The 23,156-nt window shown below is 39.5% G+C and carries 16 protein-coding genes, 14 tRNA genes and 3 rRNA genes; 28 read left to right on the top strand and 5 right to left on the bottom strand.

Translation table 11 applies throughout. From position 1 onward, the window contains the following. Positions 1–65: 65 nt before the first annotated feature. The 22 genes from NYE61_RS07855 (at position 66) to NYE61_RS07750 (ending at position 12,284) form a co-directional block, all read left to right on the top strand. Positions 66–1,627: ribosomal RNA gene (locus NYE61_RS07855) — 16S ribosomal RNA — on the top strand. Positions 1,628–1,930: 303 nt separating this feature from the next. Then, positions 1,931–4,849 (top strand): 23S ribosomal RNA (locus tag NYE61_RS07850). A gap of 152 nt (positions 4,850–5,001) precedes the next feature. Then, a 5S ribosomal RNA gene (rrf, locus tag NYE61_RS07845) occupies positions 5,002–5,117 on the top strand. The 16S, 23S and 5S rRNA genes sit together here with 14 tRNA genes alongside, the layout of an rRNA operon. A gap of 119 nt (positions 5,118–5,236) precedes the next feature. Further along, a tRNA-Asn gene (locus tag NYE61_RS07840) sits at positions 5,237–5,311 on the top strand. A 3-nt stretch (positions 5,312–5,314) separates the two neighbouring features. Then, positions 5,315–5,406, top strand: a tRNA-Ser gene (locus NYE61_RS07835). A gap of 16 nt (positions 5,407–5,422) precedes the next feature. After that, positions 5,423–5,497, top strand: a tRNA-Glu gene (locus tag NYE61_RS07830). 4 nt (positions 5,498–5,501) lie between these two features. Then, positions 5,502–5,577, top strand: a tRNA-Val gene (locus tag NYE61_RS07825). 28 nt (positions 5,578–5,605) lie between these two features. Further along, positions 5,606–5,682, top strand: a tRNA-Met gene (locus NYE61_RS07820). Between the two features lie 5 nt (positions 5,683–5,687). Continuing rightward, positions 5,688–5,764: transfer RNA gene (locus tag NYE61_RS07815), tRNA-Asp, on the top strand. 19 nt (positions 5,765–5,783) lie between these two features. After that, positions 5,784–5,859, top strand: a tRNA-Phe gene (locus NYE61_RS07810). 17 nt (positions 5,860–5,876) lie between these two features. Continuing rightward, positions 5,877–5,961, top strand: a tRNA-Tyr gene (locus tag NYE61_RS07805). Positions 5,962–5,975: 14 nt separating this feature from the next. After that, positions 5,976–6,049: transfer RNA gene (locus NYE61_RS07800), tRNA-Trp, on the top strand. A 14-nt stretch (positions 6,050–6,063) separates the two neighbouring features. Then, positions 6,064–6,136 (top strand) — tRNA-His (locus NYE61_RS07795). Positions 6,137–6,162: 26 nt separating this feature from the next. After that, positions 6,163–6,237, top strand: a tRNA-Gln gene (locus NYE61_RS07790). Positions 6,238–6,240: 3 nt separating this feature from the next. Further along, positions 6,241–6,315, top strand: a tRNA-Gly gene (locus tag NYE61_RS07785). A gap of 10 nt (positions 6,316–6,325) precedes the next feature. Then, positions 6,326–6,399, top strand: a tRNA-Cys gene (locus tag NYE61_RS07780). A 7-nt stretch (positions 6,400–6,406) separates the two neighbouring features. Next, positions 6,407–6,490, top strand: a tRNA-Leu gene (locus NYE61_RS07775). 574 nt (positions 6,491–7,064) lie between these two features. After that, positions 7,065–7,667 carry a peptidoglycan-binding domain-containing protein gene (locus NYE61_RS07770; RefSeq protein WP_339317260.1) on the top strand — a complete coding sequence of 201 codons (603 nt, stop codon included), beginning with the start codon at positions 7,065–7,067 and terminating at the stop codon, positions 7,665–7,667. A gap of 576 nt (positions 7,668–8,243) precedes the next feature. After that, positions 8,244–8,717, top strand: a complete 474-nt coding sequence (locus NYE61_RS07765) for a VOC family protein (RefSeq protein WP_303451179.1) — start codon at positions 8,244–8,246, stop codon at positions 8,715–8,717. 1,048 nt (positions 8,718–9,765) lie between these two features. Then, positions 9,766–10,458, top strand: a complete 693-nt coding sequence (locus NYE61_RS07760; RefSeq protein ID WP_118888612.1) for a hypothetical protein — start codon at positions 9,766–9,768, stop codon at positions 10,456–10,458. A gap of 212 nt (positions 10,459–10,670) precedes the next feature. Next, positions 10,671–11,255 carry a GNAT family N-acetyltransferase gene (locus NYE61_RS07755; protein WP_095310036.1) on the top strand — a complete coding sequence of 195 codons (585 nt, stop codon included), beginning with the start codon at positions 10,671–10,673 and terminating at the stop codon, positions 11,253–11,255. Positions 11,256–11,492: 237 nt separating this feature from the next. After that, entirely contained in the window at positions 11,493–12,284 is a 792-nt protein-coding gene (locus NYE61_RS07750; protein ID WP_303451174.1) for a phosphotransferase, read from the top strand. A 304-nt stretch (positions 12,285–12,588) separates the two neighbouring features. Here the strand turns inward: NYE61_RS07750 and NYE61_RS07745 are convergent, their stop codons facing one another. The 3 genes from NYE61_RS07745 to NYE61_RS07735 all read right to left on the bottom strand — a co-directional run bounded on the left by NYE61_RS07745 (position 12,589) and on the right by NYE61_RS07735 (position 15,232). Further along, a complete protein-coding gene (locus tag NYE61_RS07745) occupies positions 12,589–13,131 on the bottom strand; it encodes a VUT family protein (protein WP_118888613.1) in 543 nt (180 codons plus the stop codon). Positions 13,132–13,133: 2 nt separating this feature from the next. Further along, complete coding sequence (gene queC, locus NYE61_RS07740; protein ID WP_303451170.1) at positions 13,134–13,793, bottom strand: 7-cyano-7-deazaguanine synthase QueC; 660 nt, start codon at positions 13,791–13,793, stop codon at positions 13,134–13,136. Positions 13,794–14,635: 842 nt separating this feature from the next. After that, complete coding sequence (locus NYE61_RS07735) at positions 14,636–15,232, bottom strand: TetR family transcriptional regulator C-terminal domain-containing protein (RefSeq protein WP_303451167.1); 597 nt, start codon at positions 15,230–15,232, stop codon at positions 14,636–14,638. A 91-nt stretch (positions 15,233–15,323) separates the two neighbouring features. Between NYE61_RS07735 and NYE61_RS07730 the strand changes: the two genes are divergently transcribed. Together NYE61_RS07730 and NYE61_RS07725 are read left to right on the top strand one after the other, a co-directional pair. Continuing rightward, a complete protein-coding gene (locus NYE61_RS07730) occupies positions 15,324–15,863 on the top strand; it encodes a hypothetical protein (RefSeq protein ID WP_095310026.1) in 540 nt (179 codons plus the stop codon). 794 nt (positions 15,864–16,657) lie between these two features. After that, positions 16,658–17,038 carry a cupredoxin domain-containing protein gene (locus NYE61_RS07725; protein WP_303451164.1) on the top strand — a complete coding sequence of 127 codons (381 nt, stop codon included), beginning with the start codon at positions 16,658–16,660 and terminating at the stop codon, positions 17,036–17,038. A 1,302-nt stretch (positions 17,039–18,340) separates the two neighbouring features. On the opposite strand, the gene NYE61_RS07720 is transcribed toward NYE61_RS07725, so the two are convergent. Then, positions 18,341–18,754: a helix-turn-helix transcriptional regulator gene (locus NYE61_RS07720; protein WP_303451161.1), complete on the bottom strand. Its 414-nt coding sequence runs from the start codon at positions 18,752–18,754 to the stop codon at positions 18,341–18,343. A 324-nt stretch (positions 18,755–19,078) separates the two neighbouring features. Continuing rightward, positions 19,079–19,357, bottom strand: coding sequence for a hypothetical protein (locus NYE61_RS07715; protein WP_240033716.1), 279 nt, complete (start codon positions 19,355–19,357; stop codon positions 19,079–19,081). A gap of 306 nt (positions 19,358–19,663) precedes the next feature. Here NYE61_RS07715 and map point away from each other — a divergent pair, with 306 nt between their 5' ends. The 4 genes from map to NYE61_RS07695 all read left to right on the top strand — a co-directional run bounded on the left by map (position 19,664) and on the right by NYE61_RS07695 (position 22,990). Further along, entirely contained in the window at positions 19,664–20,404 is a 741-nt protein-coding gene (gene map, locus NYE61_RS07710; protein WP_339317255.1) for a type I methionyl aminopeptidase, read from the top strand. Between the two features lie 312 nt (positions 20,405–20,716). Next, on the top strand, positions 20,717–22,087 hold the full coding sequence (locus NYE61_RS07705; protein ID WP_303451157.1) for an FAD-dependent oxidoreductase: 1,371 nt from the start codon (positions 20,717–20,719) through the stop codon (positions 22,085–22,087). Between the two features lie 249 nt (positions 22,088–22,336). Then, positions 22,337–22,567, top strand: a complete 231-nt coding sequence (locus NYE61_RS07700) for a hypothetical protein (protein ID WP_303451155.1) — start codon at positions 22,337–22,339, stop codon at positions 22,565–22,567. Between the two features lie 156 nt (positions 22,568–22,723). Next, a complete protein-coding gene (locus tag NYE61_RS07695; protein ID WP_303451153.1) occupies positions 22,724–22,990 on the top strand; it encodes a hypothetical protein in 267 nt (88 codons plus the stop codon). Positions 22,991–23,156 lie beyond the last annotated feature (166 nt).

Below are 23,156 nucleotides of genomic sequence, written 5' to 3'. Positions count from 1 at the left end.
GAAACTCGTTTTTCTTTTTAAAACAAGTAGAAGTCAGCTTCTACAAAAGCTAAGTATTACAAACTTTTATGGAGAGTTTGATCTTGGCTCAGGACGAACGCTGGCGGCGTGCCTAATACATGCAAGTCGAGCGCAGGAAATAAACAGAACCCTTCGGGGTAATGTTTATGGAATGAGCGGCGGACGGGTGAGTAACACGTGGGCAACCTGCCTGTAAGATCGGGATAACTCGCGGAAACGTGAGCTAATACCGGATAACACTTTTCATCTCATGGTGAGAAGATAAAAGACGGTTTCGGCTGTCACTTACAGATGGGCCCGCGGCGCATTAGCTAGTTGGTGAGGTAACGGCTCACCAAGGCGACGATGCGTAGCCGACCTGAGAGGGTGATCGGCCACACTGGGACTGAGACACGGCCCAGACTCCTACGGGAGGCAGCAGTAGGGAATCTTCCGCAATGGACGAAAGTCTGACGGAGCAACGCCGCGTGAGTGATGAAGGTTTTCGGATCGTAAAACTCTGTTGTTAGGGAAGAACAAGTTGGGTAGTAACTGACCCAACCTTGACGGTACCTAACCAGAAAGCCACGGCTAACTACGTGCCAGCAGCCGCGGTAATACGTAGGTGGCAAGCGTTGTCCGGAATTATTGGGCGTAAAGCGCTCGCAGGCGGTCTTTTAAGTCTGATGTGAAAGCCCACGGCTTAACCGTGGAGGGTCATTGGAAACTGGAGGACTTGAGTACAGAAGAGGAGAGTGGAATTCCACGTGTAGCGGTGAAATGCGTAGAGATGTGGAGGAACACCAGTGGCGAAGGCGACTCTCTGGTCTGTAACTGACGCTGAGGAGCGAAAGCGTGGGTAGCGAACAGGATTAGATACCCTGGTAGTCCACGCCGTAAACGATGAGTGCTAGGTGTTAGGGGGTTTCCGCCCCTTAGTGCTGAAGTTAACGCATTAAGCACTCCGCCTGGGGAGTACGGCCGCAAGGCTGAAACTCAAAAGAATTGACGGGGGCCCGCACAAGCGGTGGAGCATGTGGTTTAATTCGAAGCAACGCGAAGAACCTTACCAGGTCTTGACATCCTCTGATACCTCTAGAGATAGAGTTTTCCCTTCGGGGACAGAGTGACAGGTGGTGCATGGTTGTCGTCAGCTCGTGTCGTGAGATGTTGGGTTAAGTCCCGCAACGAGCGCAACCCTTGATCTTAGTTGCCAGCATTCAGTTGGGCACTCTAAGGTGACTGCCGGTGACAAACCGGAGGAAGGTGGGGATGACGTCAAATCATCATGCCCCTTATGACCTGGGCTACACACGTGCTACAATGGATGGAACAAAGGGAAGCGAACCCGTGAGGTCAAGCCAATCCCATAAAACCATTCTCAGTTCGGATTGTAGGCTGCAACTCGCCTACATGAAGCCGGAATCGCTAGTAATCGCGGATCAGCATGCCGCGGTGAATACGTTCCCGGGCCTTGTACACACCGCCCGTCACACCACGAGAGTTGGTAACACCCGAAGTCGGTGAGGTAACCTTTTGGAGCCAGCCGCCGAAGGTGGGACTAATGATTGGGGTGAAGTCGTAACAAGGTAGCCGTATCGGAAGGTGCGGCTGGATCACCTCCTTTCTAAGGATTATTACGGAACCCTACCTTCGGGTAGGAAGGGCATACTGTGTTGTTTGGTTCAGTTTTGAGAGAGTAAATCTCTCTATTTGTACCTTGAAAACTAAATAAGAGTAACAACGACATCAATATTAATGTAAAAGGCTGAAGCGACTGTTCAGAAACGGACGCATAAGCAAGAGACTGGAAAACGCTTGGTTTTTAGCGTTTGGAATGTCAATTGCTTATGACGGTAGTTTCTAGGAGCTGAAGCTGAATTAAATAAAAGCAAGGCTAATAAATTAGTACGCTTATTTACTGTAACTTAGTTAAGTGAATAAGGGCGCACGGTGGATGCCTTGGCACTAGAAGCCGATGAAGGACGGGACTAACACCGATATGCCTCGGGGAGTTGTAAGTAAACTTTGATCCGGGGATTTCCGAATGGGGGAACCCACTGTTCGTAATGGAACAGTACATGCATCTGAATACATAGGGTGCATGAGGTAGACCCGGGGAACTGAAACATCTCAGTACCCGGAGGAAGAGAAAGAAAAATCGATTTCCTGAGTAGCGGCGAGCGAAACGGAAAGAGCCCAAACCAGAAAGCTTGCTTTCTGGGGTTGTAGGACACTCCACTCGGAGTTACCAAGGAATTCTTTAAATGAATCGACCTGGAAAGGTCAGCCACAGAAGGTAACAGCCCTGTAGTTGAAAAAGAATTCCCTCCGGAGTGTATCCTGAGTACGGCGGAACACGTGGAATTCCGTCGGAATCCGGGAGGACCATCTCCCAAGGCTAAATACTCTCTAGTGACCGATAGTGAACCAGTACCGTGAGGGAAAGGTGAAAAGCACCCCGGAAGGGGAGTGAAATAGAACCTGAAACCGTGTGCCTACAAGTAGTCGAAGCCCGTTAATGGGTAACGGCGTACCTTTTGTAGAATGGACCGGCGAGTTACGATCGTATGCAAGGTTAAGTGGAAGACACGGAGCCGCAGCGAAAGCGAGTCTGAATAGGGCGAATGAGTATGCGGTCGTAGACCCGAAACCGTGTGATCTACCCATGTCCAGGGTGAAGGTCAGGTAACACTGACTGGAGGCCCGAACCCACGTATGTTGAAAAATGCGGGGATGAGGTGTGGGTAGGGGTGAAATGCCAATCGAACACGGAGATAGCTGGTTCTCTCCGAAATAGCTTTAGGGCTAGCCTCAAGAAATAGAGTACTGGAGGTAGAGCACTGATTGGACTAGGGGCCCTCACCGGGTTACCGAATTCAGTCAAACTCCGAATGCCAGTTACTTTTACTTGGGAGTCAGACTATGGGTGATAAGGTTCATAGTCGAAAGGGAAACAGCCCAGACCGCCAGCTAAGGTCCCAAAGTATACGTTAAGTGGAAAAGGATGTGGAGTTGCCCAGACAACCAGGATGTTGGCTTAGAAGCAGCCATCATTTAAAGAGTGCGTAATAGCTCACTGGTCGAGTGACTCTGCGCCGAAAATGTACCGGGGCTAAACGTATCACCGAAGCTGCGGATTGTTCTTACGAACAATGGTAGGAGAGCGTTCTAAGTGCTGTGAAGTCAGACCGTGAGGACTGGTGGAGCGCTTAGAAGTGAGAATGCCGGTATGAGTAGCGAAAAAAGAGTGAGAATCTCTTTCACCGAATGCCTAAGGTTTCCTGAGGAAGGCTCGTCCTCTCAGGGTTAGTCGGGACCTAAGCCGAGGCCGAAAGGCGTAGGCGATGGACAACAGGTAGATATTCCTGTACCACCTCATGATTGTTTGAGCGATGGGGGGACGCAGTAGGATAAGGAATGCGCACTGATGGATATGTGCGCCCAAGCAGTGAGAAAGTCAGATAGGCAAATCCGTCTGGCAATTTCAAGCTGTGATGGGGAGGGAAATTTAGTACCGAAGTTCCGGATTTCACACTGCCAAGAAAAGCCTCTAGTTAGATCATAGGTGCCCGTACCGCAAACCGACACAGGTAGGCGAGGAGAGAATCCTAAGGTGAGCGGGAGAACTCTCGTTAAGGAACTCGGCAAAATGACCCCGTAACTTCGGGAGAAGGGGTGCTTCATTTACATGGAGCCGCAGTGAATAGGCCCAAGCGACTGTTTAGCAAAAACACAGGTCTCTGCGAAGCCGAAAGGCGAAGTATAGGGGCTGACACCTGCCCGGTGCTGGAAGGTTAAGGGGAAATGTTAGCCGCAAGGCGAAGCTTTGAACCGAAGCCCCAGTAAACGGCGGCCGTAACTATAACGGTCCTAAGGTAGCGAAATTCCTTGTCGGGTAAGTTCCGACCCGCACGAAAGGTGCAACGACTTGGGCACTGTCTCAACGAGAGACCCGGTGAAATTATACTATGCGTGAAGATGCGCATTACCCGCGACAGGACGGAAAGACCCCGTGGAGCTTTACTGTAGCCTGATATTGAATGTCTGTGCAGCTTGTACAGGATAGGTGGGAGCCTTGGAAACCGGAGCGCTAGCTTCGGTGGAGGCATCCGTGGGATACCACCCTGGCTGTATGGACATTCTAACCCAGGACCGTGATCCGGTTCGGAGACAGTGTCAGGCGGGCAGTTTGACTGGGGCGGTCGCCTCCCAAAAGGTAACGGAGGCGCCCAAAGGTTCCCTCAGAATGGTTGGAAATCATTCGTAGAGTGTAAAGGCACAAGGGAGCTTGACTGCGAGACCTACAAGTCGAGCAGGGACGAAAGTCGGGCTTAGTGATCCGGTGGTTCCGCATGGAAGGGCCATCGCTCAACGGATAAAAGCTACCCCGGGGATAACAGGCTTATCTCCCCCAAGAGTTCACATCGACGGGGAGGTTTGGCACCTCGATGTCGGCTCATCGCATCCTGGGGCTGTAGTCGGTCCCAAGGGTTGGGCTGTTCGCCCATTAAAGCGGTACGCGAGCTGGGTTCAGAACGTCGTGAGACAGTTCGGTCCCTATCCGTCGTGGGCGTTGGAAGTTTGAGAGGAGCTGTCCTTAGTACGAGAGGACCGGGATGGACACACCGCTGGTGTACCAGTTGTTCCGCCAGGAGCATCGCTGGGTAGCTACGTGTGGAAAGGATAAGTGCTGAAAGCATCTAAGCATGAAGCCCCCCTCAAGATGAGACTTCCCATCACTTCGAGTGAGTAAGATCCCTCAGAGACGATGAGGTTGATAGGTTCGGTGTGGAAGCGTGGTGACACGTGGAGCTTACGGATACTAATCGATCGAGGACTTAACTAAATTCTTTATTTGATGTCTTGTTTTCTCTTATTTAGTTTTTAAGGTATAAACCTTATAAAAACCCAACTTTATACTTGATTTTTTTTCAAAAACGATTATAATATTGGTTGTCACTGATTTTCTTGAGGTTCACTTGGGTGATAATTATATTGTCTGGTAGCAATAGCGAAGAGGTCACACCTGTTCCCATGCCGAACACAGAAGTTAAGCTCTTCAGCGCCGATGGTAGTTGGGGCTTTGCCCCTGCAAGAGTAGGACGCCGCCAGGCAAGTAAATTCCTTACCATACAAGAGCTGTATGACAGGAATGAAGCTACTCTAAAATATCTCATTTGGTAGGACGAGCAATTTATGTTTGAAAAACCAAATAGATTTCATTTTGGATTATTCCACAGTAGCTCAGTGGTAGAGCAATCGGCTGTTAACCGATCGGTCGTAGGTTCGAATCCTACCTGTGGAGCCATACGGAGAGCTGTCCGAGTGGCCGAAGGAGCACGATTGGAAATCGTGTAGGCCGTTTACGCGGCCTCGAGGGTTCGAATCCCTCGCTCTCCGCCACTATTACATAAAATAAGGCCCGTTGGTCAAGCGGTTAAGACACCGCCCTTTCACGGCGGTAACACGGGTTCGAATCCCGTACGGGTCACCAATATGGAGGATTAGCTCAGCTGGGAGAGCACCTGCCTTACAAGCAGGGGGTCGCAGGTTCGAGCCCTGCATCCTCCACCATATTTCATCTTAATACTTTATTTCATACCGCGGGGTGGAGCAGTCTGGTAGCTCGTTGGGCTCATAACCCAAAGGTCGTAGGTTCAAATCCTGCCCCCGCAACCAAAAATGGTCCGGTAGTTCAGTTGGTTAGAATGCCTGCCTGTCACGCAGGAGGTCGCGGGTTCGAGTCCCGTCCGGACCGCCATTTAAAATATTTTAATTATGGCTCGGTAGCTCAGTCGGTAGAGCAACGGACTGAAAATCCGTGTGTCGGCGGTTCGATTCCGTCCCGAGCCACCATTTACTTCAATTTAGTTGGAGGGGTAGCGAAGTGGCTAAACGCGGCGGACTGTAAATCCGCTCCCTCAGGGTTCGGCAGTTCGAATCTGCCCCCCTCCACCATTTTAATAAATAATAGGGGTATAGTTTAACGGTAGAACTACGGTCTCCAAAACCGTCAATGTGGGTTCGATTCCTACTACCCCTGCCATTTACAATTATATGGCGGTCGTGGCGAAGTGGTTAACGCACCGGATTGTGGCTCCGGCACACGTGGGTTCGATCCCCATCGATCGCCCTCATATAATTAACAAATTTATTGATTGGGCCATAGCCAAGCGGTAAGGCATCGGGTTTTGATCCCGTGTACCCTAGGTTCGAATCCTAGTGGCCCAGCCATATGCGGAAGTAGTTCAGTGGTAGAACATCACCTTGCCAAGGTGGGGGTCGCGGGTTCGAATCCCGTCTTCCGCTCCATTTTATTTTTGGCGGTATAGCCAAGTGGTAAGGCAGAGGTCTGCAAAACCTTTATCACCGGTTCAAATCCGGTTACCGCCTCCATACCTATGCCGGTGTGGCGGAATTGGCAGACGCGCGGGACTCAAAATCCCGTGTCTTCACGGACGTGTCGGTTCGACCCCGACCACCGGTATCGATATTATGATTTAAGTAAATTACAAAAGGCTTTTGGCTCCTAAACCTTTATATCTAAGGGTTTAGGAGTTTTTTTGTGGATTTTAGAATCTAATAGTAAAAAATCTTTGTTAGATTCAAGCAATAGAACGAGATGAACTAGATGTTCTTGTATAATCTACCTGGTAAGCTACTATTAAGAAAAACAACATTCGAATGATAGATAGGAGAGATAGCGGTTGGCAAATGTATGGCCATTTTGAGGTTTCATAGATTATATTATTGATAAAAATAAAAATAAGTACACAATAAAGTGTTTCACACATTTTTAATAGGGTATATGTAAAATATTCAATTAATTACCTCTTGGAATAAGAAGGCGAAGGAGGTGGTCGAGAGCGAAAGGAAAAAGGGAAATAGACCTATCGCTTGTGACCAAACTGGCCTCACCATGCACCATCTGTATACAGACGTCGATACATCGGGATAATAGTGCGGGCTATCAGCTGAGGATAACAAAAGATATGACAAGGGATCGACTGTCGTATCTGCCTATGCGAATGCCGAAGTCTATATTATTTTAGGAGGAGATTATGTTGAAAAAGAAATGGTTAGCAGTAATACCTGCAGTTATGCTTGTAGCAGTGCAAGTTGTTCCCTTTCAAACTGTAGACGCAGCCTCGGAAAATGATTCGATTCAACTATCAGAATCAGAAATACCACCAGGATACGAAGCGATATTAAATTGGCCGCCTGAAGAACAGCCGATTGTCAAACAGGGTAGCCAAAGTTTTGAAGTTGAATTTATACAAGTGATGTTAAATCACTTTGGACATGAAACAGAAGTCGATGGAAATTTTGGTCCACATACAGACCAACAAGTCCGTGAATTACAAGCAGAGCATGGTTTAGTCCGGGACGGGATTGTCGGTGTTGATACATGGACACTACTACTTGACGAATACCAAGCAGAGTTGTTTACAGTAGAAACAGCGATTGCTTATGCAGAGGATGCCCTTGATAATGATGATTTAGTATTTAGTAGCGCTGGCGAGCTTCATGAGGACTCAGACGGCAACTTGTTTTATTCTTTAAGAGCACAAAGTCAGGATTTTATTGATGACGGAGGTACTGGCACGGTTGGATTCTATGATGTTTTTCAAAATGGAGATGTTGTGGAATCGGAACCAAGATAGACATCGACTTAATAGATTGAATTTTTAATAGAAAGTCCCTGATTATATCTCTCGGGGCTTTGACAAAAGCTTTTTAAATCAGTGTTTTGATATAATCTACGACCCCGCACATTGGTATCTATCACTTAGGCTATCAAGGCTTTCAACGTTTATGTTGAGAGCCTTTTTTACGCAGTAACTATAAATAATGATCAGTTATTTGTAATGAGCTTCAACAAGAGTTTAAGCTTGTCATCAATCATTTTCTCTTGATTCCTCGACCTGTAAAATGTCCCCATATTCCCTCGATAGGATTTAAAAAAGCAATAGGTATAAGCCTAGTCTCGTATTCGTTATCGTTAGCTGTGCAGAAGAGATGCATGTTCTTTTACATAATGCAGGTACGTGCTTTAATGCTTGGATTGCCTTATCGAAATCCCTATTAAAGGAGGGATTTACGCTAATATGTGAAGGAGGCATTCTTAGCCATTAATCTGTAACAGGTTAAGAGCCTTACTACTTAAACCGTCATTTTAACAAAATCCGGGGAGTGACAGCCACTTACAAAGGGAATTAGCTTATCAGGAGGGATTTATAATGACAGCAATTACACATATAGGTTTATCCGTTCCCGATATTGAGGCAGCTATCAAGTGGTATGGGGAGGTCTTGGGCTTTAAACTAATTGCTGGGCCATATACCTTTGTCTCAGAATTAGAAAAGGAACATAATATGACCAATGACTTATTGGGTAAAAACATCAAAAAAATGAGGAATGCGCATTTGGTTTCGCAGAATCAGGTTGGTCTCGAGCTTTTTGAATTTCAAGAACCAAAAATGGAAGACAGAGGAAAGCAGGATTATCAAGGCTATTTTCATATTTGTTTAATAGCAGATGACTTGGAAAAACTTGCGGATAAAATTGCAAAAACAGGTGGGAAAAAGCGGAGTGAGATCTGGAATACATGGGAAGGAAAGCCATATTATTTAGTTTATTGTGAAGATCCATTTGGGAATATTATTGAACTTTACAGTCATAGTACCGAGACTATGTATGCCAATAAGGAATAAACGTTACAGCAAATTTACTTGTATTTAGTAATTTTTAAGAATGAAAGATTATTAAGGGCGAGATTTGATTAGAACTCGCCTTTTTGTATGTAAAGGTTCTGATATTATGTCTAAGCTGTAATTTTTAAAAATATGACTTAAATGTAATGATAATATATGGTAAGATAACTTTGTGAAATGATGTACTTAATGAAACGAGCAGGTTAGTGTAAGGAGAATATTGGCTCTTTCTTATTGAAGTATAGGAGTATACTATTTCAAAATTAAAATTGTGTTTAGTTGAGGGGATTAATGATATTATTTAATCAACTAAATGGGCTGTCCTAAAAGAAGGATATGCACTCTTTTTTGTTGAATTTATAGAAAGGCAAAAAAAAGGGAATATAGATGACCTTTACTAAAATTATGTTACTGGGTATTGCACGGATTCTTGTTGCGTTATATGTACCACATAAAGCTGTCTTTAGAATATTTGATTATGAAATTTATTTTTTTAATAGTTGGTCTCATCAAAAAGGATAAGCAAGTAAATTCATAGATAAGTTACTAAAGTAGCTAATGCGATAGGTAATTCAGTAAGAATGATAATATTGTATTAATGTTGGTTGAGAGGTGATTATATAAAATTTTTACGAATTATACTACCAGTACTTCCAATTCCATTCCTATTTCATTTTTATGAATATAATAGCCATTTGACGAGACAAGAGCCAGTTTTCCTATTCCCAGGATTCTTACTATTCATAATAATTGTTGGATTACAGCTAAGAGAGGTTAAACTACTTCGAATATTCCTATCAGTCATTTTTATGACCATCCTTTCATTGTTATTAAGTTATTTCTTTATATCTGATGACGGAGGCTGGTTTAAACCCTTTGGAAGAGATACTGTGGTTTTAGGTACTTCAGTAATTTATATTTTAGGGCAGGTTATAGTAATCTCGATCAGTAACTGGAAGACTACTGGAAAAAAGTAAAGTTATTCAACTAATAGGTAGCATAGTATGACTAAGAACTTGTAGAATTCACGTTAGAAATAGGAGGGAATATGAAATATAGAAAGATCGTTACCGTTTTAATAATTCTATTAATATTATGTTTTGGATTTTATCAATATATGGATAAACAACACTATGTAAGGTATATGTCTCATCAGTTATCAGGTGCTGTTTCGGGTATGTCTTCTGCTTTATATAATAACCAAATAATGTATGAAGAAATTCTTGATTCCAGAAGCATTACATTGGAGCAAATGGATATGATCTTGAGTTATAATGGTAGTTTCGGAGTAAAAGTTCGGGAATTAAAAATGATAGCGGTTAACTTTTTTGAACGTGCATCGGATGAGGAATTAAATTCCATAACTGCATTTACAGCGTCTGATATTAATTCATTTTTTTATGAAATACAGTGGGATATTGTCTATGAAGAAAAACTTGATAATTTATCAGATTTGACGACTATACTGAGTAAAAATGAAAGGATTAAATTGAATGAGGATGAACTAGAGCACATACATACTATCCAGGCATTAAATTCCTTATGGAGGGAGGCCCTGATTAATAATATAAATGGAATAAATCCAGATACAGGAACGGTAAATACTGATTTATTCTTCGACATATACCGTGAAAAAGGATTTATAAAGGATGATTGGATAAATCTACTAATAGATTTTGACTCAATTACAACGGAGTTTTTAGAAGAACACGAAAAATTTGAAGCAAAGATTACGAAGTAAAAAAATTATCAGGTTGCCTTAAATTATGTATTAAACGATCTGGTGCACGAGATAAATAAGGCAACCAGAATGTGAAATTCTTTTTTTAAATAAACGGATTTTAAGCTATCGAGGCAGGTTTATTGTGTAGAACTATTTTTTATATAGGGTGTTATATTTTTTACTTCAATTATGAGGGTCTTAAATTCTGTATCGATGGGAGAAAATATAAAATGTTTATTCGTGAATATAAAGATACTGATGAAATCAGTTGGGTTCGATGTAGAACCCTATCATTTTTAAATACAGCCTACTTTGATAATGTGTTAAATAAAAAAGAAAAATACGAAAATCCTGCAATTGAATTAGTAGCCGAATTAAACGGACAAATTATCGGGCTCATTGATGTAGAGTATGAAAAGAAAGAAAAGACTGTCTGTTCAAGAGGACAAGGCTTAGGGGGGATGATTTGGCATGTTGCAGTACATCCAGACTACTATCGCCAAGGAATTGGAAAGCAACTTCTTCAAGAAGCAGAAAAGCGAGCTACTAATTTAGGATTAAATCGATTTGAAGCATGGACTCGAGATGATTGCTGGGTACGGAATTGGTATGAAAAAGTGCAGTTTAAAAAAGTCTATTCCTATTACCATATTTACTTCGAAGGATATGAAATGAAAAATCGAATTCAAAGTACCATACCTAATCTCCACCTAGTAAATACATTCGCTCACTATGTAGGAGAAGATATTGAGCAATTTGAATCAGACAACGAGCGAATTTATGAATGTGTTTGCTATGAAAAATATTTTAAGTGATTTTAAATAGCAAAGATAATTTTTCTATAGTTTATTTTAATTTATATAGTACTTTTTCAACTATAGCGTGCAAGAGTACAAAAACGATCCTAGAACAATCACCATGTTTAAAATCTTTATTTTGAATGTTGCGTTATTATTAAAGGTGGAGTTAATAAACGAAAGAGGTAGGACTATTGGAAATCAGGATTTGTTTTGAGAATGTCTAGTTGTCCCAATAATGGAGGGGGTTCTCAGGTGTCAAATTATGAAAACGAAGAAATGCTAACTGGAGGGAACGTCTCAAAAGTATATCGTTCAGGGGATACTGTTCGACGAGAATTAAAGCGAGAAAGCACTAAAACTCACAAGATATTAAAGCATTTGGAAAACAAAGGATTCAGCTATGCACCAACGTTTCTAGGTATTGATGAAAAAGGTAGAGAGATATTATCATTTATTGAAGGAGAAGCTGGCAACTATCCTTTAAAAAAATACATGTGGTCTAATGATGTTTTAAAGGAAATAGCGAAAATGCTTCGTCATTATCATGATGCCGTGAGTGATTTTTTAATTGAAGCGAGTTGGCAATCAATAGATAATACCCCCCAACCATTTGAGGTACTATGCCATAATGATTTTGCAATATACAACATTATTTTTAATCATAAAAGACCAGTAGGTATTATTGATTTTGACCTTGTTGGTCCTGGTCCAAAACTTTGGGACATAGCCTATACTCTTTACACGTGTATCCCATTAAGTAGATTTTACTATTCTGAAGCAGGTGAGGCAGTTCATTATAATTCCTCACTGCATGCCGATCGTATAAAACAAAGAATTACACTGTTTTTTGAATCCTATGGTGAAGGAATTGAGGAAGGTTATCTGGAAATGGTATTACTACGATTAGAGGGGGTATGTCAAACAATAAGAAGAAAAGCCAAAGAAGGCGATATTTCTTTTCAAAAAATGATAGAAGCAGGGCATCTTGAACATTATCATAATGATATTAAATTTATTCGTGAAAATGGAAAGGAGTGGATTTAAGAGGAATTTTTTTGAACTAACGAGGTTTCTTTAGCTTCATAAGAAATTGTTGTATGAATAAATAACGGTACTTCCTAAATGACAATGCAATTGACATCGATTTGTCTGTGCGTAATAGCTATATATTATCTGAAAAGAACTTTAATATTTTGATGGCAAAACAGCCTGAATTAGCTATTAAACATTGAGATAACAGCCCAAATGACGTAGCCAATTCATACGTCATTTGGGCAATTTCATTTTATATGATATGGCACCTCAAAATATATTCCTTTGAAACTCCTAACCCCCTGTTTACGTGAATTTAGCTTGCTGTTACCCTTCTTGCTCTCATCACATACACTTGATTTAGTGCCAGAGCTCCAATCAGCTGAATAACGGTTTTCGCAATTACCTGGCCTGTAATTGCTGCTGGAACGGCCCCCCAAGGGATAAAACCTGCACCTAGTGGACTTAATCCAACAATTACGAAAACAACGGAATCTAGTAATCCACCAACAATTCCGCTATAAAATACGCGCCATGCGATTGGCAGTTTTAACCTCGTATAAATCTCTGTATCTGCCGTTTCAGAAATAATAAAGGATAGGGCGGAAGCTGCAACAATCATTAATGTATCTCCCAGTAAAGAGGAGACCACACCGGATAATATCAATGCGGTAAGAATGAATAAATAGGTCTTTGCTCTTCCGTACTTGTTTTGCACCAAGTCACGAAAGATAAATGTCGCACCGATTAGAAATGTTCCCATAGGAATAATAAATATACCAATCTCTAAAGGCATCATTGCCGCAGTAATAACATTAGCCGTGACAATTGAAATTAAATAAAAGAATACACGTAACATATTTATTTCTCTCCCTTTTTCAGCAAGTATTGCTCTAACCCATTATTTCGAAGCTTGCAAGCTGGACATGCTCCACAGCCATCAGCCTTTACACCGTTATAGCAAGTCAGTGTCTTTTCCCGAATGACATTCAATACGCCTAACTCATCTGAAAGCCCCCAGACTTCCTCTTTATCCAACCACATTAGCGGTGTATGGATTACAAACGGTTCATCAATCGCCAGATTTAGCGTTACATTTAATGACTTGATAAAATTATCTCGACAATCTGGATAACCACTAAAATCCGTTTCACTAACCCCTGTCACTAAATGCTTAGCACCAACTTGTTTTGCCAACACACCAGCGAAGGATAGAAAAAGTAAATTTCTTCCTGGTACAAAAGTGTTTGGTAGCTCCGTTTCATCTCCATCAGCTACCTCAATATCGTTTCGCGTTAAGGCATTTGGTGCCAGTTGATGAAGCAGCGACATATCTAAAATATGATGTTTTACACCAACGTCTTCTGCAATCTCTTTCGCACATTCAATTTCTAATTTATGGCGTTGCCCATAATCAAACGTAACTGTTTCAACTTCTCTAAATTGTTCCATTGCCCAGAATAAACAGGTCGTGCTATCCTGTCCTCCGCTAAAGACAACAATGGCTTTATCTTTTTTCATGTAAAAACTCCTTTTAAAAAGAAAATACAGCACTAAGAAAGGCTGTTTTCTTAGTTTTTTTAAGAGGGTAGCTAAAAACCTCTTTTTATTCGTTTTAAAGATTATATTCTTCTCGGAATATGTATGACCATACCTTTGTATAACCTAGATTTTAAACAGGAAAGGACCAGTCGAAATACTTGTTTGTCTAATTCTTTTAACTCCTATATATGCCTATTTCCAGACATGAAAAAACCTCCCCGTATTTTTCAAAAACACTAAGAGAGGCTATAGCAAACTACGATTTTAACAAAAAAAGCCACATCCAATATGGACATGGCTAATCGTCAATGTATCCATAGTTTTTTATAGAGGGTATCAGCTATGAACCTCTTCCGATTCTGTGTTTCATTCCTAATTATCATAGCTGAGAAAGCGGAGGGTGTCAATATGGTTGGTTGAGGTGAGCACTATTAGTAGGGTGAAATTGCTAAAAAGCTGTCCCGTTGCTTACACCTTCCCAACAAACTTAACAGAAGCAATATGCGTTCGCGATAACTGAATAACTTCTTTAATAAATGCTTCCTGAGAAATCTTAAAACCTGTATTAATCCAATGGGCTACTGTAACGTTTGCTGAATGGAGAAAAACAGTAGCAGTTGACTTGAGTGGTGATCAGCATGAGTGAATATACATAGTGATGTTTAATAGTTCCTTAGGTTAAGATATAAGAATACATGCCGATTGATATAATCCAAAAAGCTGATGATACCTGGCGATAGCATTCGTTATCGTCGTAACAGTTCATCAGCTTTTTACGGTTTAGGCGGTATTGTAATAAATAAACTAACGCATTGAATAACTTATTTGCAAAGTGATTGAAGGTGATAGTTTAAAGTCTGGATCATTTTTTCTTGAGTAAGTTGCTTCGAATTCAATACGTGATGCATAGCCATACCGTCAACGATTGCATGAAGCCTGTTTACTTCCATATTGAGATCAAGTTCGTCCTTTGCAAATTGTAATAATTGCAAGGTCTCTATGACTTTCTTAAATCCTTGATGCATGTCGTTGTACATTTTATTGCTCAGTTCATGGAGGGTGTTATCGACAAGTACTTTTGCAGAAAAAGCCAGCCATACCTCCATTTCTATCTTTCGCTCATCATCGATGGGTAGAACTTCACACACACCATCTGCAATAAATTCCAACGATACCGGATCCTTTGGAAATTTTCTTGTTTTTACCCGTTGCTTGACACGATCTGAAACCAATTCCATGGAAAAGCGCAGCAATTCTGACTGTGATGCAAAATAGTGTCTTACCGCACCAACGGACAGTCCAGTAGTCTCGGCAATTTTCCTTACTGTTGCTTGTTCGATTCCCTCCTCTACAATGACTTTCCATGTAGCTTCTGCGATCTGAATTTTTCGTTTATAATGATCAACTATTTTTGGCATATTTTTATTTTAACACACTTGTATTAAATAAACCATTCTGTTATTATTTTAATGCAAACGTATTAAATAAAATGTAGAGGAAGTGTTCCTGTTGATTGGTTGGTTGATTATAGCCTGTGAGATTGGATTTTGGGTGTTTGTTTTAGCTGGATTGACATCTAGATATATTTTTAAGAAAAAGCGATTGGGAACATTTTTACTCATTTGTTCACCAATTGTCGACCTCATATTGCTTATTGTAACTGTATTTGATTTGAAAAATGGAGCAGTTGCGACTATCTTCCATGGAATTGCTGCGATTTATATTGGAGTAAGTGTAGCCTTTGGCCATCAAATGATTAAATGGGCGGATGCGCGTTTTAGTTATCGATTCGGAAATGGTAATGAACCGATGAAAATAAAATATGGAAAAGCACATGCCAGAAAAGAACGGGAGGGATGGTATCGTCATTTGTTGTCCTGGTTAATCGGTGGGGGAATATTAGTGGGTATTATTCTTTATATCAACGATCATTCACAGACTCAAGTATTGTTACGTACCATACAGTTCTGGACGCTGGTTTTGGTCATTGATTTTATAATAAGTATCAGCTATACGTTATTCCCGAAAAAGCAAAAAGGCACAATGTAAAAAATATTTCGACTGAATTGTAAGAAAGCAGTACTTGGCTATTTGTTTTACAATTATGATTGCCGTTAATCCAATGAATAAAATTACTTTTAAAGGTGGATGTCTGTGGATATCAATCTATTAATTTGGTCCTTTTTAATCATCTTCATGCTTCATAATTTTGAAGAAATTATCCTGATTGAAAGATGGTAAAAAAACATACCCAGTTGTCCGTTAGCGAATACTTCCGTTCGTCAAAAGAGAGATCGATCAATTCGAAACAATGACTGCAGCTCGTTTTTCCTTGGTTGTGGGTATACTCTTTATTCTCGCATCTGCTTTAATAACAATAACAACCAATCAATCAATCAATATTACTTATTCCTAGGGTAGGGATCAACATTATTTTTGCTTTAAATATCTTTATCTATCCCCTTCAGGCATCTGTATTAAAATGTTATGTTCCAGGATTATGGACAACAATATTACGTATTATTCCATACAACATCATCTTTTTTCACGAACTGTATCATCAAAAAATCTTTGATTTGACTACAAATTTAAAAGCTTTAGTGGTGATTATACTATTTATACCAGCCTTTATAATGAGTCCTAAAATAGCGGAGAAGTGGGTTTGAATCGTATGGAATCATGTTAAAAGGGTTTATGTTAAGGTAATCAATAACATTAAGAAATCCATTTTAAATTTTATTGCTCTTTTTAAAATCCCTAAATACCATTCATGTTTCCTAAAATAAATATCCTAATAATTTGTAATAACTTGAAGAAAATAGTGTAAGGAAAGGAGGGATTATATGTCTATCAAAAAATCCTTAGCTGGATTACTTGCGTTAATGATGGTTATGTCTATTTCAGTGCCACTCCATGTGTTTGCAGCAAGCGGGGCTGGAACAGAGCCAATGGAGCCGGTAAATGAGATGATAGTCGAGTTGCACGATGATTTCTTTAATCCAGATGCGATTACGATTGCTAGTGGGGAATCGACAGAACTATTATTGGAAAATGTAGGTCAGAAGCAACATACCTTCACCGTGGAAAAGCTTGGTATTGACGCCGAGCTTCAGCCGGGAGAACAGAAAACCATTACCATAGAACCGCAAGAAGCCGGTACATACGAACTTATTTGTCGGTTTCATGAAAATGAAGGAATGGTTGGTGAAGTAAACATCAAATAATAAGCAGGATTAAATGATCTTACTTTTTGTTAATACACATTAATAAGCGATAGTCTAGCTTGAGAGCTATTCTATCGCTTTATTTTTTATGTCTTCTTTACCATACGTTTTCGATGCAAATTTGGGTTTAATTTCCGCGATTTAATTAGCGGCTATAATAAGACTAGTACCAGTAATCTTATTCATGTAAGCATCACATGTAAAAATAGGAGGGACAATATCATGCCAAAAAATGATTCGCTAATCGCTTCTTTTGTTGCAGTTGTAGACTTGAAAGCAATATCCCTGACAAATTGAGCATACTGTTAAGTAGATGATGGAATATAGTGGTTTGGCCTGGGGCGAGTTATTGGTGGCTGATTGGAGCCTCGCTCATAATAGGTGTAGGAACTGGTATATTTAGTGTAGTTTTTAGTTATATATTACAAATGGAAAGTCCAGATGGAAAGGTAGGTCAGATGTCGGGAATGTACAAATCCCTGAATGGAATCATTTTACTGGTTGCCCCATTACTGGTGGATTCCTTGTACAATTATTTGGTGTGTTCACTATTTTCCAAGTGATATGAATGATTACAGCACTGATTGGGCTTTTTGGTATTGTGATGCAGAATGTGTTATGGGGAAGACGGGACACTGAAAAATCAAGTAAGGAAGAACGAGACATTGTTTAATTTCATATTATCTATATAATCATCCAATTTAGTTTTACCATGTCATATTGTATTATACCCGTAGAGTAGGTGATTTAAGGCAAGTTCAATGAGCAACAAACAATCTCCTCAGCAAAGTTTTTTTAAAGCCTAAAATCGGGTATCAATATATATCTATAGTCATACAATATAAAAAAGGCTTGGTGCTGTAACACCAAGCGGGTTTGTGCAGAAGCTTTTTAAAGGGCAGCTCACAAATCAGCGAAAAATAACCACACGAATTGCTGGCTGGGCGATATGGGTGGTTATTTTTTTTGGTGAAAAGACAGTACGGATACGATCAAAGAAGCAAATGACATACAGATGACCAAGCTTTCAAATACCGTCATTATCTCAGCCCCTTTCTTCTTGAATCAGAGGGATGAGCCACCAGGTAAAGTCCTGCACACATTAAATTTATCTAGAATCTTCAAATTGCTGTTGCTGCAATACAACCACAGTGATTCAATTAGTTAATAAACCCCTGAAGTTTAATCATTAGAAACTTTTGCTTTGTTTTTATTTAGTTTAGTTAAACGTATGGTGAGGATGACTTGTACTATTCCAAAAAAATAAAAAAAACGAGTTTTTTTACTCGTTCTATCTCCATCTCAGTCGGATTTTTTAATATATAAACACTCATGAATAGGTGGACAGCCTAATGCCAGCCAAATAGCAAAAAAAGTGTCCGCTCTTAACGTTTTTTCATTATTAAAGATCAAACTAAGGTTTGCCTTTTTAAGTCCAGTCCTTTTACAAATATCAACTTGTCTAATTTTCTTTTCTTTCGCAATGTCCTTAAATCGATTTTTAACTTCTAAACTATCCAAGCCCCCAGAATTTAGTACAGGGGACATTGCTTCAACATCCAATAATTTAGAAATGGCTGCTCCTTTTATAAAATCCTCAATTTTGGCTTCTGGAGTATCACTTCTCCCACGGAATGAATTATCTAAATTAATCCAGTCAATTACATTCTTTATCTTTTCATACGTTTCATCTTTCATTTCAATTTCTATTCTCATGTATAAAAACCTCTTTTCAAGTACATGATATTCAATAATTAAAGGCTTTAAAGGAGTTGTACCCTGTGTTTTGTAAAAATAATGATGATTTAAAGGAATATGTTGAAGACATATTAGATAAGGGAAGAAAAGGATGAATTCCATTTAACTATATGAGTGATTTTGTTTAACTATGCTAAACTTTTTTGATAAAAAATATAGCGAAATTGAAGATGATGACGTCTTTTATCATGAAATTCAAATTTTGTTTCCACTAGCACCTGTCCTAAAAAAACAAAAACAGGGGCTAGTGAATTTTGCTTAGTTTATTTAATAACAGCAATTTTATACCGAATTACTTTTGAATAGTCTAATCAAAAATAAGAAGAATAATCCGATTGTGACGCCTGTAATATCAAAACCAGCAATTTTTCGAAGCATCGGCTCAATAAATGTATAAGCGGTAAAAATCCCCGAAAGACCAAACACAATAATCGCAATCACCATGATGACATTTCTATTTTTTAAGTTTCTAAGTTCCTTTTTCAAATTTGCTGTTATAAAATACAATAAATGCAACACGAAAAGCTGATGACACCTGGCGATAGCGTTTGTTATTGCCATTAGATCCATCAGCTTCTTTTGGGATAATTCCGTTTTGAGGCGTACATAAAGAATCAAATTAAATGGAACGATCAAATGGCTAATAAAAGCTGCCTGAAATTAGACAGCTTTTATAATTATAATGACAGGAATGTTAAGTTTTTTTATAATTAAAGACATGAAATTGTATTTATCCTGACAACGAAGGTTATCTTAAGAGTGTTGTTTAACTTGTGTTCAACTATCGGCCACATTGAAAAAGAAAGGGCAGTTCCATTTCTGCTAAAATTTAAAATTATAAAATACTTAAAGAAGTGAGGATCCACGATGATTGCAAAGACGGAAGAGGATTTTAATGGACTAAAAGAAATTGGTAAAATTTGTGGAGCTATTCGAGATGAATTAGTTCAATGTACGAAACCTGGAATTACGACAAAAGAACTCGATGAAATTGCTGAGGAGATGTTTAAAAAGGCAGGAGCTCAATCTGCGCCAAAAGGAGAATACGATTTTCCAGGGATTACGTGCATTAGCATAAATGAAGAAGTAGCGCATGGGATTCCCAGTGAGCGGATCATACAAGAAGGGGATCTTGTAAATATTGATGTTTCAGGCTCTAAAAATGGATATTTCGCAGATACTGGTATTTCCTTTGTTGTTGGGAAGGGAGATAAAACTTTGCAGAAAATATGTGACGTTGCTAAAGAAGCATTCGACGCTGGACTTGAGAAGGCAAAACCGGGTGCGAAAAAAAGTGCTCTCGGAAAAGCTGTACATAATGTAGCGAAAAGGCATGGCTTAACTGTCATAAAAAATCTCACCGGGCATGGTGTTGGGCGCTCGATTCATGAAGCACCAGAACATATTTTCAATTACTTCTCTCGTTGGGATGACGAAATTTTACAAGATCGTATGGTAATTGCCTTTGAACCTTTTATCTCTACATTTGAAGAAGAAGTTTTTCAATCCGAAGATGGATGGACCTTCCTAACTGATGAAAGCTTTGTAGCTCAATACGAACATACGATTATTCTTACGAAGGAAGGACCGATTATTACTACATTGTAAGAACTTAATACAACACAATTGGCTCTCTGTTTCTTCTTTAGAAACTAATATGCCGATATAATTAGAAATATCCTGGATTAAGATAAAAGGCAGTGAATGAAATAGAGAATTTAAATGCAGGTGGTTTAGATTCTCTTATTGTAAACGATGTTAGCAAAGACAAAATTAATGATGTCTATGTGTCCGGCAGCATAGACGTGACATTCAAAAAAATTTCTCATCACCACTTGTGAAATGATGAACAAAGTGATATAGTATATTTACGATGTAAATATGTGAAGTATTGAACAAACAATTGGAGGATGATGAATAATGAAAGTAGCAGTTATTGGATGTACACACGCTGGAACAGCAGCGATTAATAATATAGTGAACCTTTACCCAAACGCACAGATTGATGTTTTTGAAAAAAATGATAATGTTTCATTCCTTTCTTGCGGTATTGCTCTTTATGTAGGTGGTGTCGTGAAGGATCCGAATGGACTGTTTTACGCTTCTGTGGAGCATTTCGAGCGACTTGGTGTAAACATGCATATGAATCATGAAGTAACAGCCTGCAATCTAGATGGGAAACAAATCCAGGCAAGAGATATGAAAACAGATGAAACAAAAAGCTATAGCTATGATAAGCTGATCATCGCTTCTGGTTCTTGGCCTGTAACACCGCCAATTCCAGGATCTGATTTAGAAAACGTATTGCTATGTAAGAACTTTGAACATGCAAAAGAGATCATTAAATGTTCTGAATCTGCTCGAAATGTTGTCGTTGTTGGTGCAGGATACATTGGTGTGGAACTCGTTGAAGCGTTTGAAGAAAACGGAAAAAACGTCACATTGATCGATAGTGAAGAAAGAATTCTAAATCGTTATTTAGATGACACATTCACTTCCCCTGTGGAAGCAAGCTTCAAACAGCGGGGCATTGAACTTGCTCTTAACCAAACAGTTTCCCAATTTGAAGGAACCGGGACTGTTAAAAAGGTAATCACGGACAAAGGAGAATATAACGCAGACTTAGTTGTAATGTGTGTTGGATTTAGACCGAATACAGGACTATTTAAAGGGCAAATAGAGATGTTGGATAATGGAGCAATTATCGTTGATTCGTATATGCGAACAAGTGTGCAAGATGTGTATGCTGCGGGTGATTGTTGTGCTGTGCCAAATAATGCAACAAAACAGCATAGCTATATTCCATTGGCAACGAATGCAGTAAGAATGGGTACACTTGTGGCTCATAATCTGGAGAATCCTATCTTGGAACATCCTGGAACACAAGGAACATCTGGATTGAAAATATACAATCATAACATTGCTTCAACAGGATTAACCGAAAGTGCTGCAAAATTAGCAGGATTATCTGTAGCAAGTGCCACTATGGAAGATAATTATCGTCCGGAATTCATGCCGGAAAATGCGGTGATCCAAATAAAGCTTGTGTATGAAACAGAAACACATCGTATTGTTGGGGCGCAAGTCATTTCTGATGCCGACTTTACGCAGGCAATCAACACGATAAGTGTCGGTATTGCCAACCATATGACGATTGAACAATTGGCATTAACCGATTTCTTTTTCCAGCCACATTACAATAAACCAGTAAATTTCCTAAATCAGGTAGCACTGAAAGCAATGGCTAAGGAAACTGAAAAGGTTAGGAAACAAGAACAAATATTAGTGTAAATACAAATCTAACCCGAGCATGTGAAGTCACTTTGCATGCTCGGGTTTTTATTTTTGAATATATTAAAAACTTTAAATATATGATAAGCTGAACAAAATACTGTGAAAAAGATGTACTTATAGTATATGGTGCGTTAATTAAAAAGGATTAACGCTATTTGACATAGAAGTTATTGTACGAACGGGGGAGGATAATTGAATATAGAAGATTGAAAGGAAAGTAATTCACAACAAAGGGAGGTATAAAAGGTGGACTTATTACTCTGGATAACTATTGGTTTCATAATAATCGGATTTGTTGTTCTTACTTCTATGAAAAAAGGTATGGAAAGTAAGCTCGCTTTTATAACAACAAGTATGGAAGACGAGGAAAGTTCAACAAAAGCTACATCCATAATTTGGTGGATAGTGATTACCACAGCTTGGGGAATAGTGAGTATGATTCTTATTGTTTGGTGGTTTCATAATCACTTTGGATAACTGTTGGTTTCAAAAAGAACTTAAACAAATGGGTGCGATCCTATCCTTTTTTGTTTGAATATTTATAATCAATCAGACAGGTAATTTTAAACATCTTTTGATATTGCACCGTCTAATACGAAAAGGAGGCAAATTGACTGTAAAAGACGTATTTTCTTGATCATTCTTTTATTAATTACAGTTGGGTGCGGTCATGATGTTTCAGAACCTAAAATTACTCAAGCCAAAGCAGAAGCAATTGTTTTGCAATATCTTACAGAAGACCGAAACAAAGTCGAAATTAAAATTAAAATAAAATCAGTGAGCAACAGTAGAGGAAAGTACATCGTTGAATGGGAAATCGATAAGAATTGTGAGTTTGGTGCTGTTCAAGTAGATGACCAAAGCGGTGAATTACTAGAAGCCGAGGAAACAAATTGTTAGGGTAAGGAAAATTTAAAGAAGATATTTTTTAACTAACATCTGTGGTATTACCAGCTAAAAGCAGAAAAAGAATTCAAGAACTGGGCACGATTGTGAAATAAACTTCTCTTTCCTACTTCAACTATACGGTGCTTTAACGAAAGATCGATTGACGTTCGATTATTGT

This window comes from Oceanobacillus sp. FSL W7-1304, assembly GCF_037969805.1.
Classification (GTDB): domain Bacteria; phylum Bacillota; class Bacilli; order Bacillales; family Amphibacillaceae; genus Oceanobacillus; species Oceanobacillus profundus.
The sequence above is the reverse complement of the archived record's forward strand: the minus strand, read 5'-3'. Positions and strand labels throughout refer to the sequence as shown.

Bases quoted from the DNA above. Each gene is read 5' to 3' on its own strand.
- NYE61_RS07770 (WP_339317260.1), top strand. From the start codon at position 7,065: ATGTTGAAAAAGAAATGGTTAGCAGTAATACCTGCAGTTATGCTTGTA.
- map (WP_339317255.1), top strand. From the start codon at position 19,664: ATGATTGCAAAGACGGAAGAGGATTTTAATGGACTAAAAGAAATTGGT.
- NYE61_RS07760 (WP_118888612.1), top strand. From the start codon at position 9,766: ATGAAATATAGAAAGATCGTTACCGTTTTAATAATTCTATTAATATTA.
- NYE61_RS07725 (WP_303451164.1), top strand. From the start codon at position 16,658: ATGTCTATCAAAAAATCCTTAGCTGGATTACTTGCGTTAATGATGGTT.
- NYE61_RS07705 (WP_303451157.1), top strand. From the start codon at position 20,717: ATGAAAGTAGCAGTTATTGGATGTACACACGCTGGAACAGCAGCGATT.
- NYE61_RS07720 (WP_303451161.1), bottom strand. From the start codon at position 18,754: ATGAGAATAGAAATTGAAATGAAAGATGAAACGTATGAAAAGATAAAG.
- NYE61_RS07765 (WP_303451179.1), top strand. From the start codon at position 8,244: ATGACAGCAATTACACATATAGGTTTATCCGTTCCCGATATTGAGGCA.
- NYE61_RS07755 (WP_095310036.1), top strand. From the start codon at position 10,671: ATGTTTATTCGTGAATATAAAGATACTGATGAAATCAGTTGGGTTCGA.
- NYE61_RS07745 (WP_118888613.1), bottom strand. From the start codon at position 13,131: ATGTTACGTGTATTCTTTTATTTAATTTCAATTGTCACGGCTAATGTT.
- NYE61_RS07715 (WP_240033716.1), bottom strand. From the start codon at position 19,357: ATGGCAATAACAAACGCTATCGCCAGGTGTCATCAGCTTTTCGTGTTG.
- NYE61_RS07735 (WP_303451167.1), bottom strand. From the start codon at position 15,232: ATGCCAAAAATAGTTGATCATTATAAACGAAAAATTCAGATCGCAGAA.
- queC (WP_303451170.1), bottom strand. From the start codon at position 13,793: ATGAAAAAAGATAAAGCCATTGTTGTCTTTAGCGGAGGACAGGATAGC.